At 39.5% G+C, this 15117-nt stretch carries 16 protein-coding genes and 1 tRNA gene; 5 read left to right on the forward strand and 12 right to left on the reverse strand.

Annotation, left to right across the window (positions count from 1 at the left end; all coding sequences use genetic code 11):
• Positions 1-14 precede the first annotated feature (14 nt).
• On the reverse strand, positions 15-620 hold the full coding sequence (locus ACTJJD_RS19095; protein ID WP_019743354.1) for a TetR/AcrR family transcriptional regulator: 606 nt from the start codon (positions 618-620) through the stop codon (positions 15-17).
• A 422-nt stretch (positions 621-1042) separates the two neighbouring features.
• Here ACTJJD_RS19095 and ACTJJD_RS19100 point away from each other — a divergent pair, with 422 nt between their 5' ends.
• On the forward strand, positions 1043-1495 hold the full coding sequence (locus ACTJJD_RS19100; protein ID WP_019743356.1) for a MarR family winged helix-turn-helix transcriptional regulator: 453 nt from the start codon (positions 1043-1045) through the stop codon (positions 1493-1495).
• Between the two features lie 56 nt (positions 1496-1551).
• A complete protein-coding gene (locus ACTJJD_RS19105; RefSeq protein WP_440608749.1) occupies positions 1552-2460 on the forward strand; it encodes an alpha/beta fold hydrolase in 909 nt (302 codons plus the stop codon).
• A 20-nt stretch (positions 2461-2480) separates the two neighbouring features.
• On the opposite strand, the gene ACTJJD_RS19110 is transcribed toward ACTJJD_RS19105, so the two are convergent.
• From ACTJJD_RS19110 to ACTJJD_RS19135, 6 genes are all read right to left on the reverse strand, one after another.
• Complete coding sequence (locus tag ACTJJD_RS19110) at positions 2481-3629, reverse strand: type II asparaginase (RefSeq protein ID WP_007496435.1); 1149 nt, start codon at positions 3627-3629, stop codon at positions 2481-2483.
• A 717-nt stretch (positions 3630-4346) separates the two neighbouring features.
• On the reverse strand, positions 4347-5108 hold the full coding sequence (locus ACTJJD_RS19115; protein ID WP_440608750.1) for an SDR family NAD(P)-dependent oxidoreductase: 762 nt from the start codon (positions 5106-5108) through the stop codon (positions 4347-4349).
• A 111-nt stretch (positions 5109-5219) separates the two neighbouring features.
• Positions 5220-5597 carry an MmcQ/YjbR family DNA-binding protein gene (locus ACTJJD_RS19120; RefSeq protein ID WP_048001239.1) on the reverse strand — a complete coding sequence of 126 codons (378 nt, stop codon included), beginning with the start codon at positions 5595-5597 and terminating at the stop codon, positions 5220-5222.
• 151 nt (positions 5598-5748) lie between these two features.
• Positions 5749-6642: an alpha/beta hydrolase gene (locus tag ACTJJD_RS19125; protein WP_019743361.1), complete on the reverse strand. Its 894-nt coding sequence runs from the start codon at positions 6640-6642 to the stop codon at positions 5749-5751.
• A 190-nt stretch (positions 6643-6832) separates the two neighbouring features.
• Entirely contained in the window at positions 6833-8272 is a 1440-nt protein-coding gene (locus ACTJJD_RS19130; RefSeq protein ID WP_440600442.1) for a DHA2 family efflux MFS transporter permease subunit, read from the reverse strand.
• 72 nt (positions 8273-8344) lie between these two features.
• The gene (locus ACTJJD_RS19135; RefSeq protein ID WP_284724861.1) at positions 8345-8923 is read right to left on the reverse strand and encodes a TetR/AcrR family transcriptional regulator; all 579 of its coding nucleotides are present in this window, start codon (positions 8921-8923) and stop codon (positions 8345-8347) included.
• A 266-nt stretch (positions 8924-9189) separates the two neighbouring features.
• Between ACTJJD_RS19135 and bglS the strand changes: the two genes are divergently transcribed.
• Entirely contained in the window at positions 9190-9921 is a 732-nt protein-coding gene (gene bglS / locus ACTJJD_RS19140; protein ID WP_047947368.1) for a beta-glucanase, read from the forward strand.
• Positions 9922-9963: 42 nt separating this feature from the next.
• On the opposite strand, the gene ACTJJD_RS19145 is transcribed toward bglS, so the two are convergent.
• Complete coding sequence (locus ACTJJD_RS19145; protein WP_440600443.1) at positions 9964-10365, reverse strand: MerR family transcriptional regulator; 402 nt, start codon at positions 10363-10365, stop codon at positions 9964-9966.
• Positions 10366-10588: 223 nt separating this feature from the next.
• On the opposite strand from ACTJJD_RS19145, the gene ACTJJD_RS19150 reads away from it, so the two are divergent.
• Positions 10589-11638 (forward strand): NAD(P)-dependent alcohol dehydrogenase, encoded by a 1050-nt coding sequence (locus tag ACTJJD_RS19150; protein ID WP_281201680.1) that lies wholly within the window; start codon positions 10589-10591, stop codon positions 11636-11638.
• Between the two features lie 250 nt (positions 11639-11888).
• Complete coding sequence (locus ACTJJD_RS19155) at positions 11889-12350, forward strand: CarD family transcriptional regulator (protein ID WP_047947007.1); 462 nt, start codon at positions 11889-11891, stop codon at positions 12348-12350.
• Between the two features lie 278 nt (positions 12351-12628).
• Here ACTJJD_RS19155 and ACTJJD_RS19160 read toward each other — a convergent pair whose 3' ends face one another.
• From ACTJJD_RS19160 to ACTJJD_RS19175, 4 genes are all read right to left on the reverse strand, one after another.
• Positions 12629-12832: a cold-shock protein gene (locus tag ACTJJD_RS19160; protein ID WP_003214229.1), complete on the reverse strand. Its 204-nt coding sequence runs from the start codon at positions 12830-12832 to the stop codon at positions 12629-12631.
• A 350-nt stretch (positions 12833-13182) separates the two neighbouring features.
• Positions 13183-13560 carry a hypothetical protein gene (locus ACTJJD_RS19165; RefSeq protein WP_039169855.1) on the reverse strand — a complete coding sequence of 126 codons (378 nt, stop codon included), beginning with the start codon at positions 13558-13560 and terminating at the stop codon, positions 13183-13185.
• A gap of 396 nt (positions 13561-13956) precedes the next feature.
• On the reverse strand, positions 13957-14757 hold the full coding sequence (locus tag ACTJJD_RS19170; RefSeq protein WP_440608751.1) for an alpha/beta fold hydrolase: 801 nt from the start codon (positions 14755-14757) through the stop codon (positions 13957-13959).
• Positions 14758-14912: 155 nt separating this feature from the next.
• A tRNA-Leu gene (locus ACTJJD_RS19175) sits at positions 14913-14996 on the reverse strand.
• Positions 14997-15117: the final 121 nt, after the last annotated feature.

A 15117-nucleotide genomic window follows, 5' to 3' on the forward strand; every position in this document is an offset into this window, starting at 1 on the left:
TACTGACTCACTTGTTACTCATGATGGTTGATTCCGTGAATAAACAATGAGATCGCCTCTTTTTGTAATTCCTTTTTCTGCTGCATCGTGTCATTTTTATATAACACGTCTAATCCATAGAATACAGAAAGTAATATTTTCACTTTTGATTCAACATGCTGAATCGACCAGCTACCATCTTCGTTTCCTTCAAGCAGGATGTCTCTCATCACATCATCAAAGTCTACATCAATCTTGTTCAGACGCTCCATGACTTCATCTGATGTAAATGCACTGGCGCAAAATTCTTCACTCGCTCTCATTAGAGGATAGTTAATCCCCATTTGACTAAGCAGCTCTGCAAATCCTGCGAGCTTATCAATGGCCCGGTGCAGCATTTGTTTCTCTTCATGCCACGTCTCCATCATGAATCGATGATCCTCTTCCATAATATGAAGGAACAAAAACTCTTTTCCTTTAAAATGATGATAGAGGTTGCCTTTACTAATCTCAGCCGCCTCTAGAATATCTCGTACGGATGTTTCAGAATATCCTTTTTTCGCAAATAAATCACGTGAAGCGGTGACAATTTTCTGCTTCGTCTTTTCACTTTTTCCAGCCCCGCTTTGTGTACTTGTCATCTATGAACAATCCCTTCTACCTTGCTTTTCTTCACATGGACAAATAAAACCGACCAGTTGGTTTATTTTTTTATTATAAATGGAGATCGCCCATAATACAATGAAAAAGTCATTGACTTCCAAAGGAGTGAATCTAAGTGAAAACAAAACGATCATTTATGCCATCACCAAAAAGGACGTATACTTGTTTTTCTTTTATGATCTATTCATTGCCACCTTAGCCTACTACATGTTCAAAATCAAACCAACTATGTTTTATGAATGCTTAGGGATAACAGGAAGTATTCTTTGTCCATTGTTGATGAGAAAGTGGAGGTAGAGGTCATTTTCTCATCACATCTATCCCTCTTTTATTTAATTTTTCTTAACATTTAACTTCACTTAAATATTAAGATCGCATATAATATAGGAGAAAAGAGGTGATGTCATTGGATGAGGATATCATTCATTACAGTAAAAAAATCATTGAGTACTCAAACGCACTAGGCTCTATCTATGTAGAAGAGTATCAACGATTCTTAAAAAATGAGTATGCAGATTTAACAAGCAAACAAGAACTGACACTTGAATTGCTGCGGTCGAAGACGAGAACAATCAATGAACTAGCTGATTATTTCTCCATTTCATCTAGTGCCGCTAGCCAGCTTATATCAAAGCTTGAACAGCTTGGATATGTGAAAAGAGAGATTAATCCACATAACCGTAGAGAAATCATTGTTGATTTTGCTCAAAAGGGCCATGACTATCATAAAGATATTGAAAAAATTCAGCTACATCTTATTCAAAAATACTATGCCAAGCTTTCAAAAGAAGATCTAAAAACATTATTATCGCTTTACGAAAAAATCTATCAAATTGCGAAAGAAACGCCTTAACCCGGCCTTTCATGCATGAATATGTAAGCTAGATAAACGATGAAGGGGATGATCATATGGACAGGATTCATTTGCAAGATGGACGTCATATTGGTTTGTCTCAATACGGTGATCTTGAAGGATTCCCAGTATTCTTTTTTCATGGGACACCTGGTTCGAGAGTGATGTTTTTAGATGATGATCCAATCTCAAAAGAGCTTGGCATTCGTCTCATTTCTTTAGACAGACCTGGTTTTGGTTTATCTGATCCGCAACCTGACCGCACCATTTTAGACTGGGCAAAAGACGTACAGGAAGTGGCAGATCATCTTGACATCTCCCATTTTTCAGTGATTGGTGTCTCTGGAGGCGGAGCATTCGCTGCTGGTTGTGCCTATCAATTGCCAGACCGCATTCTTTCAGCTGCTCTCGTCTCAAGTACCACCCCATTTCAGGATGGTAAACCGCCTAAAAGTATGCTAAAGGAGAACAAGATTGCCTTTTTCCTCAGTAAAAGAATGCCTTGGCTCTTAAAGGCAAGTTATCGCGCTCAGAAAAAACTAATTGAAAAGAAACCAGAGAAATTTAAGAAACTAACGAAAAAAGGGAACAAACATTTACATCCATCGGATCGGCAATTTCTTCAAACCGATGAGCAACTGGAGCTGATGATGCGGCATTTATACGAAGCTACTCGTCAATCAGTTGATGAATGTATTCATGAACCAGATTTACTCTCACGGTCATGGGCATTCGATATGAAAGAAATACAAATCCCTGTGGATGTCTGGCATGGAAAAGAGGATCAGATGGCCCCTTTTGCAGAGATAGAAAGCATTGCTCCGAACATTCCAAACGCCAAAACGCACTATATCGAGCAAGCAGGACATTTTCTGACTGATATAGATGATGTTTGGAGAGACATTTTACTCTCTTTAAAAAAACGGGCTGAACATCAGGTACCACATATAAAAAAGACCCAATGATTCGTCGGGTCTTCTTCTTTTTAATACTGCTCGTAATAGGATTGAATTTTATCTGGATCTTTTGTTTTCGTCAGAGCCAGCATGAGTAAAATGCGTGCTTTTTGTGGATTTAATGAATCCGATGAGACAAAATGATGTTCATCATCCATTTTTTCATGTGTGACAATGCCATTTCCTGCACGGCTTGACCTTACGATCACCACGTCTTTCTTCACTGCATCTGTTGCCCCATTGATCGCTTCTGTTGACATCGTTCCATTTCCTGCCGCGGCAACGACAATGCCTTTCGCTCCTGCTTTAACCGCAGCATCATACACATACTTTTGATCATTTTGATAGCCGTATAAGATATCCACTTGCGGCAGTTCTTTTAGCTTTGAAATATCGAATTCACTGTCAGCTGTATGTTTTCTTGTCGGTTCGTTATAAAAAGAGACAACTTCACCCGCCACTTCTCCAATGTACCCTTGCTCAAGAGACTTGAACGAATCGGTTGTGGTGGTATTTGTCTTCGTAATAAAACGAGCAGAGGCAATTCGGTCATTTAATGTCACCATTACACCTTTGCCTTTGGCTTCTTTTGTCGAAGCAATTTTCACTGCATGATACAGGTTAAGCGGGCCATCCGCACTAATGGCAGATGCCGGCCTCATGGAACCCACAACCACCACTGGCTTATCACTTTTTACAACCAAATGTAAAAAATAGGCCGTTTCTTCTAATGTATCTGTACCATGTGTCACCACAATGCCATCCACTTGATCATCATTTAAAAGCTGATTGACTCGTTTCGCTAATTTTAAAAGCAGAGCGTTATCCACATTTTCACTGCCGACGTTCGCTACTTGCTCACCCGTGACATTTGCAATATCCTTCAGCTGTGGTACGGAAGCAATGACTTTATCGATTCCAAGTGCACCAGATTTATATCCAGTCGTATCTGTATTGCTGTCTGAACTACCGGCAATCGTTCCGCCTGTTGCCAGCACCTTAATATTGGATAAAGATTTATTCCCTGTCTCAACAGCCGTGTTTTTTTCTTTTGTTTCACTGGTAGTGCTTTCTTGATTACTTTGATTATTTTCTTGAGTGCTATCGTTCGCACAAGCTGCGGTCACCAATAGTGAAACAGAAAGAAGGGCAGCACCAAACCATTTTGTTACGTTCATAAGATCATCTCTTTTCTTAAATGTGATGAATAATTATCTGTCTATAGGGTTTACTTTATACCATTCCTTCATTCATCAGCATGAGGTGAAAGTCACAGAACCAAATAAAGGAAAAAGGGCACTATTATCAAAATTTTTTTATACCATAATACCTAAATTGACTTCAGAAGTTGTTCTCGACCCATTTATGATAAAATATAGGAAATCTTACAAAAAGGAGTACATACAGTGCGTTCCGTTCAACCATTTTACAAAATCCTACTTACACTATTCTTCAGTTCCATTTTACTCAGCTTGTTCGTATGTTTATATCCACCGATTCAGGGCGAGCCTGCGTTTATGATGCTTTACACTCCCATCTTTTTTGTTTATTATTTCATCTTTGCGGTACCTTTACAGTTGTTGTTTTCCTTACAGCCCAAGGCTTTTCATCCTCTTTATTTAGCGGCTTACTTACTGATAGCAATGATTGTCATGCTTTTTGTTATGGATGGAATTGAGAGCTCAACATCCCTTCCGATCATAATTGTCAGCAGTCTCATCTACTGGACCTGCGATTCTTTCATTCATCAAAGAATGCATAAAAAAAACACCTAATGTGTAGGTGTTTTTATCTATTCTAGTATGTGTTGACAGCGCTCCACATTATCCAAGACCTCTTTCGGCTCGGTGACCTAATGATCACTAATAGAATCTATCCTCAGTGATTGGAACTTTTTATTTCATGCTTGTGCCAGCGTGTGAAAAAATGGGGTCCTTCAATTCAAAATCAAATGTCTTCCCATCAACGATACCAACTGTTTTTGAACTGTCGTAAAGCTCAAGCAAGCACGCTGCCATTTCTTTTGATGTGTGATATTTCTTGATAGTGCCTTCATATTCGAATTGATCGACATCTAATGAACGCTTTGCAAATTCCGATTCTGTCGCAGCAGGCGCTAATACTTTTGCCTGTAATTTGGCTCCTTTTTCTTTCAATTCTAGGGCCAGCCCTTCTGTAAAGGCGCTCACATAAAATTTCGTGGCTGAATAAGTGACAGCATTGCCGACGACGGTATAACCCGCTCTTGAAGAGATATTGATTAGCTGCGTCCCCTCTTTTTGCTCATAATCACGGACAAACAGAGTGGATAAAATTGTTAACGCTTCAATATTGAGATGAAGCATGTCCCCAATTTTTCTCACATCCTGCTCTCCTATTGAACCAAAATGGCCAAACCCGGCATTATTAATGAACGTATCCAGCTCGTCACCAGCTAATGACTCATAGAAAGAATACACTTGCTCTCTGTCTGTTAAATCAACAGATTGGACTTTCACTTGAATATCGGGATATGTTTCTAGAATCTTTTCTTTCAGTTCTTGGAGTTTATCAAGCCGGCGTGCAGCTAAGATCAGATTTTTTCCTCTTGCTGCAAAGGCCAAAGCCGTTTCATATCCAATACCTGAACTTGCCCCTGTAATGACTGTATAGCCCATTGTATATCCCCCTATTCGTATCTTCTAGCTGTTTAAAGTATAGCGAGAGCATGTGACTCTAGTCAATTTTGAAGAGATTCAAAGAGACATGAACAACTGAACGTTTAGCATTTAATCGGTTTCTTTTGAATTATGTTGGAGGATAGCCTGCTGAGCTTTTTTTGTTAATTTGTGAAAAACCAGTTGATAGGAATGTTCAATTAGCTCTTCGACAAATGAAGATGGAATATCTGCATCAAGATAAATAGAATTCCAATGCGTCTTATTCATGTAATAGCCGGGAATAATTCCTTCATGCATTTCTCTTAATTCTTCAGCGCGTTGCGGATCACATTTTAAAGTGATGACTGGCTTGCGATCGACGTCTCCCCCCATCATGGCGAACATCTTTCCACCTATATGATAACGATCTGCCTGCCACTCAGGTTGATAGTCGTGGGTTGCTCCTTGTAAAGAAAGACAAAATGCCTGTAGTGTCTCTTTTTTCATTCTATTAGCTCCTTTTTTAGTTGTCTTCTATCTTTCTATTATATCGACAGTTGTGATTGTTGTATCTACACTTCTTTTCAGGACGTCAGCAAGAACACAAAAAAAACACAGAAAAAAAGGTCTGTGCTTTTTACTTATATCCGAATATTTCTTATTCAAACGCCTTCTTAAGCTGATCGCTCATCAGATGCCAAGCCTCTTCAGCTATCTCTAAATCTCCGGCATGAGTGAACGCATGAGGGACTCCTTTAAATTGTTTGTATGTGACATCTACCCCTGCTTCTTTTAACTTGTCCGCATAATGCTCAGCTTCTTCAGCTAGTGAATCCTTCTCAGCTGTGATAACAAGAGCTGGGGGCATTTGTGCTAAGACTTCTCTCTCTGCAAAGACTGGAGAAACGAGCGGATTGTGCGGATCTTGACCTTGCAGGTAGAAGGCATTAAACAGTCTCGCCATTTCAACTGGAATTGCTTCTTCAAACGCTGGCTTTTGTGCTGGATCAGTAGCCAAATCAAGCGGTGGATAGTCAAGCACTTGATAGACAATCGGAAGTTTGTTCCCTTTTTGGATATCAAGCAAACAAACCGCTGTTGCCAAGTTCCCACCTGCACTATGACCGCCAATGGCTAATCGATTTGGGTCTATTTGTAGTTCATCAGGATGTTCATATAACCATTTCATCACATCGTAGCATTCATGAAGAGCGGCCGGAAAAGGGTGTTCCGGTGCCAGCTGATATTCCACATTGACGACGATACACTCCGCACGATCTGCTATGACCGGACACCAATGATTATCCATTTCAGCACTTCCAAGTATAAAACCGCCCCCATGCAAATTGACGAAAACAGGTAGGGGTTGTTTCAATGTTTTCACAGGTTTAAATACCCACACCTTTGTTTCACCAGCACCCGTTGGGATATCATATTCCATTTTGTTCACTTCAGGAGGGTGGACTGGCTTAAGTTCTGATTGACCAGCTAATGAATCTTCAGCTGGTTGACGTAATGACTCAGCCATTTTGATTTGTTCGTCTAAGTTCATGATCTCATCTCCTATCTTATTCTTTTATCTCTATCCATTCGTTACGAATTTCGCCTTTTCCTTCAATGTCGTCAGAGAGTCGTTACTTTTTATCTATCTCCCCATTTTCAGCTCCTTTGAAACAAACATTCACCCCTATGAGTAAATAAAAAAAGCACTGCGGCGCTAAGTCCTCAGTGCTTTTCATATATTATGATACTTGTTGTTCTACTTTCACTCGTTTAATAAAGAAAGCAATCACCAAACCAATCACTGTCATAATGACAGCAAAGATAAAGGCATGCTGGACGCCATTTGTAAAGGCGAGCAGCTGATTGACTGGATTTGCGGGATCAGCCACATTTTCCATAAAACTGCGCGCTCCTGATGAAAGGATCGAGATACCAACCGCAGTCCCAATCGCTCCTGACACTTGCTGCAATGTATTCATAATCGCTGTACCGTGCGGATATAGCTCTGGCGGCAGCTGATTCAATCCATTTGTTTGGGCAGGCATCATGATCATCGCAATTCCTATCATTAACGTAATATGAAGCGTCACGATATAACCGATGGACGTATTCACACTTAAGTTCGTGAAGCCAAACATGGTCGCTGCAACGATGACAAGGCCTGGGATGACAAGCCACTTCGGCCCAAATTTATCAAAAAGCCCACCCATGATTGGCGATAGCAGTCCATTGATAATTCCACCTGGTAATAGCATTAAACCTGCTGTAAATGTAGAAAGTGCCAAGGACGTTTGCAGATATAATGGCAAAATCATCATAGCAGACAGCATCACCATCATACACACTAAAATCAGAAGTAACCCGATCACAAACATTGGATATTTAAATGGGCTTAAATTCAACATCGGTTCTTTCATGTTTAACTGTCTTAGGGCGAACACAAGAATGCCAATGACACCTACAACAATCGCCACAATCACATGCATACTGCTCCAGCCACCGCCTTCACCGGCACTGCTAAAACCATACACAATTCCACCGAAACCGATGGTTGATAGCACAATCGATAAAATGTCGATTTTCGGTCTTGTGGGTTCCGTAATATTTTGCATAAAAATATACCCAAATACGAGTGCAGCAACTAATAACGGAAGCGAAATCCAAAAAATCCAATGCCATGTTAACGATTTAAGAATAAGACCAGAGACCGTTGGACCAACTGCTGGGGCAAACATAATGACAAGACCGATAATCCCCATTGATCTACCTCTTTTATGAGGCGGAATGATGACCAAAATCGTGTTAAACATCAATGGAAGGAGCAAGGCTGTTCCTACTGCCTGCACCACACGTGCCACCATTAAAATACTGAAGACTGGTGCAACGGCCGCAATAAATGTACCGATGATCGAAAAGACCAGTGAGGTTATGAAAAGCTGTCTTGTTGTAAACCATTGAAGAATGAGGCCAGAAATTGGAACAAGAATCCCTAGTGTTAATAAATAGCCGGTTGTAAGCCACTGAGCAGTCGTTGCTTCAATACCAAAGTCTAATGTTAAACTTCTCAGCGCCATGTTGAGTGCCGTTTCACTAAACAGTCCAATAAATCCAGCTGTGATAAATGAAATAATAATGGGCAGCGTTCGAATGTCGGAAGCTTCTGTTTGCTGTTTGTTCATATTAAGTTGGCTCCTTTTCTTTTTCAATATTGAGCAATCTTAGGAAGTCAGGCTAGTCAGAAATGAGCCACTTCATTGTCGTTGAAAAACAGATAAAATTTGTTTTTCCGCAGCGAATTGTGCAATTTTTTCGATTGAGTAGCCGGATTCATGAATATAAAACATGAGTTCAGGCGTCATTGGAGAGGAGATACATAATGTCGTCAACTCAATGTCTTGTATGTTCGCTTCTCCTTTTACTTTCGCTTCCTCGAGCAAATCACGAATGATTTGTTTAAGTGATTGACTGTAATGACAATCATATACTTTACTTGTCTGCTCTAAGTTCCCAGAGATTGTGAGCATGCGAATCCAATCTAAATGATGACCGACGATGAGATGAATTTCTTCAAGAACATATCGTAAACGCTCACGAACCGGCTGATCACTGATTTTACTTAAGTAAAGATGCAACGCAGGGATCAGTTGTTCAAATTTTTCTCCAAGGATCGAAAGGCATAAATCACTTTTATTGGCATATCGGCGGTAAAGAGTACCCTGTCCAACACCAGCTGTTTTAGCAATTTTATGCATACTGACATTCTCTACACCAAACTCTTGAAACAAAGAAAAAGCGACCTCTTCAATTTCCTTTCCAATATCCTTTTCCATGATGCTTCACCTTCTTTACCTTCATCCACCTTGCATATATCTCTATGTGTAAATCAAATTTCTTTCATTTTCATTAGGACAATTGTACCGGTATTATCTTACGGACAACTGTCCGCTTTGTCAATCATTATTTTTTACCTATCAATTTTCTTTTCATTCTATTAAAAAAACACACTGTTTATCATTATTTAGACCGATTTTCCATTTTGAGAGAATCATGTATGATCAAAAAGAAAACGCTTTCAAAAAGAGAGGGGAATGCCTACATGTCTTACCGTGTAAAACGAATGTTGATGCTGCTTGTCACTGGATTATTCTTAAGTTTGTCCACATTTGCTGCAAGTGCCTCGGCACAAACGGGCGGGTCGTTTTATGAACCGTTCAACAACTATAATACCGGGTTATGGCAAAAAGCCGATGGGTACTCGAACGGAAATATGTTTAACTGTACGTGGCGCGCAAACAATGTCTCCATGACGTCGTTAGGGGAAATGCGATTATCGCTCACAAGTCCCTCCTATAATAAGTTTGACTGCGGAGAAAACCGCTCCGTTCAAACGTACGGCTATGGGCTATATGAAGTAAACATGAAACCAGCCAAAAATGTTGGGATCGTGTCTTCGTTCTTTACTTATACGGGACCGACTGATGGTACGCCTTGGGATGAAATCGACATCGAATTTCTAGGAAAAGATACGACAAAGGTTCAGTTTAACTATTATACCAATGGTGTCGGAAATCATGAAAAAATCGTCAACCTTGGTTTTGATGCAGCAAACTCTTATCACACATATGCGTTCGACTGGCAGCCTAACTCGATTAAATGGTATGTGGACGGTCAATTAAAACATACGGCTACTACTCAAATCCCTCAAACACCGGGAAAGATTATGATGAACTTATGGAATGGTGCAGGTGTCGATGAATGGCTCGGCTCCTACAACGGTGTTACTCCACTTTACGCTCATTACAATTGGGTGCGTTACACAAAAAGATAACCACATCACAAAACCTGTGACAAGTCACAGGTTTTTCTTCATTTAAATAGAGCTCGTTTTTAATTGATGAACTAGTTTTTGTTCATAACTGTGGATAATATCTTCATAACTTTCGATCTTGTAATCTAACCGTTTAATCGTTTCTTCGATTTCCTTTTGTTTGTCTACAAGTCTTTCTCTCTCATTGACCAAAATACTCTTCCTTGAGGACAATGTACGATCCTCTCCCTCGATAAATAAAGCCGTATATTCTCTAAGAGCATCAATTGACAGACCCGCATTTCTCATACATTTAATAAATTCTATCCACTGAATATCTTCTGCTGTATAATCACGAACACCATTTTCATCACGCCTGATCGGTCTAATTAAACCTATATTCTCATAATACCTGAGCGTAGCAGTAGATAAATCGAGTTGCTTGGCGGCTTGTGCTATTTTCATTGTTTTCACCCTTCTCTTCTTTCTCTTACTTGACGATCTCCCTTTTCCCATCATCTCCATTTTTATCGAGAAGACAAGATACTTTTGGCTCAAATCTTGATTCAAGGCTGATGCTAAAGCCTGAATTGAGGCGATCAGAGGATTCTATGTTGACTTAAAGTTCACTTTAAGACGTACAGTATAGAGGAAGGACCGAATCTTACTTTTGAAAGGATGATCAAGAATGTGTCAGACGCACCAATCAAACGTTTTAAGTGTTTCCCATGCAAAAGCAAACTTTGAACGGACAACCATTGAACGAAGAGCACTTCGTCCACATGATATTTTAATTGATATTCAGTTTAGCGGGATCTGTCATTCAGATATCCACAGTGCCTTTGATGAATGGGGCGGCGGTATTTTCCCAATGGTTCCGGGTCATGAGATTACTGGAGTTGTTTCAGCTGTTGGGGATGCTGTCACGAAATTCAACATTGGTGATCGTGTAGGCGTCGGTTGTTTTGTCGATTCTTGCGGTACATGTGAATATTGCCAAAATGGAGATGAACAATATTGCAAGAAAGGAGTCGTTCAAACTTATAATAACCTGGATTATGATGGAGAACCAACTTACGGCGGCTACAGTCAGAAAATTGTTGTGACAGAACGATTTGTTGTCAATATTCCTGACCAGCTTTCCCTCGATGTCGCCAGCCCTCTTCTCTGTGCCGGCATCACAACGTATTCCCCGTTAAAACACTGGAAGGCTGGACCTGGCAAAAAAGTGGCGATTGTCGGAATGGGCGGTCTAGGTCATGTCGCCATTCAATTTGCACGCGCACTTGGCGCAGAAGTGACTGTATTAAGCCGCTCTTTGAATAAAAAAGAAGAGGCCCTGTCATTTGGTGCAAAAGACTATTTTGCTACAAGTGACCCTGATACGTTTCAGACACTAGCCGGTCAATATGATCTCATTCTCAATACCGTCTCTGCCAATATCAACGTGGATGCCTATTTGTCCTTACTTCGTGTTGACGGAACATTAGTGAACGTCGGTGCACCACCAAAGCCAGACAACTTCCATGTGTTTTCATTAATTACGGGACGTCGCAGCATCGCCGGCTCACTCGTTGGCGGCATCCAAGAAACACAAGAAATGCTCGATTTCGCAGCTGCTCACAATATCGCACCACAGATTGAAGTGATCAACGCAAAACAAGTCGATGAAGCATATGAACGTGTGCTCAATAGTGATGTGCGTTATCGGTTTGTGATTGATATTTCGACATTATGATCGAATTCTATTTGGAAAGACCAGCTCAATGGCTGGTCTTTTTTTAATGGTGGATATTCTGTTTTTCTTGTAGCAAGGATTCTTGAGGATATGATCAAAAACCATCCGAAATTCACATGAAAAAATCTCTCTTTTTCAGAACAAAATTTATTGACAAAAAATAAATAAACATGTTATTATTAAAAATTTGATTATTTTACCTCTAAGTGTGGTACCCTTAAAGTAGATACATGATATGGAGGCGGATGATATGTTTCAAATTGGTGATAACATTGTTTATCCAATGCACGGAGCAGGTATAATTGAAGCCATAGAAGAAAAAGAATTCTCTGATGAAAAACAGCAGTATTATGTCATTAAGATGGCCGTTAGCCATATGAAAGTGATGATTCCTACAAGGAAGATGTCAAGGTCAAGAATAAGACCTGTTACAGATATACTTGCCTTAAAGAACATTATGCACACTTTTCAAAATGGAACATCAGATAAGTTACTACCATGGAAAGAGAGATATAAAATCAACACCGACAAAATCAAAACGGGCGACATACTAGAAGGCGCTGAAGTGGTACGTGATCTCATGCGAATGAAGAAAGAAAAAAAACTGAATGCAAGCGAAAAGAAAATGCTCGACGATGCTTATGGTTATTTGATTAGTGAGCTAGAAGTCATCAAAGGAATCACTGAAAAACAAATCAAGAGTTTCTGCTAATATTGTCTACCTGCTTCCCCATTTTTTGAATACATTTTCTCTACGAACAAATCCCTCTATCTTCGACCAGTAAAGAAAAAAGAATTTATTTAGGCAAATTCCGCATATTGTAAATCCAATATGCTATACTGTTGATAAACCTTTGAAGCATGAATTTTTTTACGATTACCTTGTAACATCTCCCTACTTGTACGCTGAGTAGGGTTTTTTATTGCAGAAATAAATGAAAACACAAAAAAACAGGCTCTCTACAGAGAACCTGTTTTAAAAAATGAAGATTAAGCAGTTTTTTGAACGTTAGCAGCTTGAGCTCCACGAGAACCTTGCTCTACGTCAAAAGTTACTTTTTGACCTTCGTCTAAAGATTTGAATCCGTCACCTTGGATAGCTGAGAAATGTACGAATACATCGTCTCCTTCTTCACGTTCGATAAATCCAAAACCTTTTTCTGCGTTAAACCATTTTACTGTACCTTGTTCCATGTTTGTTGCCTCCTAGTGCGTTACCACACAATGTATTATACTATCCTTGCCCAAAGTATCCTCAAGACGAAAAGTCTTTCTTCATGCTATCCTTTACGCCGAACAAAAATAATTATTCTTATTGTAACATGAATCGGAAATAATTGCAATTTAGGATTTAAAAGAGTAAAATCAACGATCATATTCAATTTTGTTCTTCTCTGACTTTAAGATATTTTTGGGCGTTCAATCATGAAAGGAATAAATAAGTTCATAACGCAAACCTTTTTTTCAGACATCTGTCAGTTTTATTTAAAAGTAAAGAATAAGAAACATTACTTTACTCTTAGAAAATTGATGTCATTTTTATTTTAGTTAAGGTTAGCATCTCTATTCCTATCAATTCTTAAAGTAACTATAAGACTAGCTACGCTGGCTAAAGTTCCTGCAACAGAAACAACAATTGTTAAAAAATCTGGAATAAGAAATCCTATCGGAATGAGCCCAAGAAAAGATAGAACAATAAAACATTGATATACACTAGATATAGTTCTCACAATCAAGTGACTGAAAAAGGACATCACTAACGGAGGAATGAATAAACATAACATTATTCCAATTGATATTATTAAGATGTGAGGCTGATCAAATGAAATGACATGATCCCCAGGGGAATTTTTGGCTGCCACTAGCAAAACAACTATAGACATCATGAGAGTAAGTAAAACTAGAGAAAACCTTTTTATCATGTTATAACTCCTTTGGTTGATCTTATGCGACTTAATTTATTTTTATCAAATTATCTCATTATCACCTTTATTTAACAATATAAAAGGTGATTAGAAAACCATCCCATCATGACTAACAACTATTCTCTAGAGGATAGTCATTAAGATTTCACAGCTAAGTTAATTTGAAGTGGAGTCGTTTGTTCAAAGAGAAACTGATATTAAAATCGACTGGGCACGTTTCCACCCTGCATACAATCGATGTATCTTGTGATCTCTTTCTAATAAAAGAGCACATAAAAAAATACCAAAGGTACACTACCCTCGGTATTTTTTAGAGGTGATCGAGAGGACTTAAACCTCCATGGGTTATTCACCCCTGACTCCGATTTGCACAAATTTTGCACAAGATCTAATCTATTTCTTCACATTTTCCGACTCAAGTCTGTTTAACCAGTTATGGACTAATGAATGAAACACATCGGGTTGTTCAATCTGCAGGTTGTGACCAGCCATATCAAGCACTGCAAAAGTGGCCCTTGGATAGTCTTCGATCAGCCGCCACGCATCTTGATATCCGACTACATCGTCTTGACGCCCTGTGATCATGAGCGTGGGATATTGAAATTCAGCTGAAATGTCGAAGGTATAGCCATACCCATTTTGAAGGATGTTATTGATGAATTCATGATTTGTTTGTTTAGAAGGAAGGTAAATTTCATCGCGAAACCTCTCCCATTCCGTTTTTCCTTGCACAACCGCCATGGAGCAAAATTCATCCGCCTCTTCTGAAGACAGTTGTGAAATTAAGTGACTGTCACTTTTTAGAACGGTCTTCTCTGGTACGACTCTTTTATCGAATACAGGTATAGTCATTGGAGCCACAAGCAGTAATCCACGAACGGTTTCCCGGCGTGAATGAACAATACCTCTAGCTATGTACCCTCCATACGAATAACCACAAACAATGAACTGTTCATCAGGGATCATCTCGTCCAAAAGACGCAATACCGCTTCTAACATATCATCTGAGTTCTGAATAGATGGATGCGGCTTGGAACGTCCCATCCCCGGTAAGTCTATGTATATTCTTTTCCAACCGCTTTGTTTTTCAAATACCGGTTCCAATGCATGTAACATCACTTGATGGTCAAGTGTCCAACCATGCAATATCACGATCGGAAATCCCTCTCCAATGACTTTATGGTAAATTGACATGTATTTTCCTCCTTTCCTAACCTTCAACATTTTATCACAATTTGAGCAATATTCTTCGTTTCACAGAACTTGATATTATCGTAATGCCATAGATAATGGTTCTATCACTTCGAAAACATAAAAAACCAAAGGTCTATAACCTTTGGTTTCTTAGATGCGGCCGAGAGGACTTGAACCTCCACGGGTTATTCACCCACTAGGCCCTCAACCTAGCGCGTCTGCCATTCCGCCACGACCGCGTGTATGATGTGCTCATATATTCATAAGTGCACTGTTTGAAAAAACAATGCGGGTGAAGGGACTTGAACCCCCACGTCATAAAGACACTAGATCCTAAGTCTAGCGCGTCTGCCAATTCCG

Origin of the sequence: Bacillus sp. 22446 (genome assembly GCF_052044955.1) — a bacterium.
Lineage (GTDB): Bacteria > Bacillota > Bacilli > Bacillales > Bacillaceae > Bacillus > Bacillus altitudinis.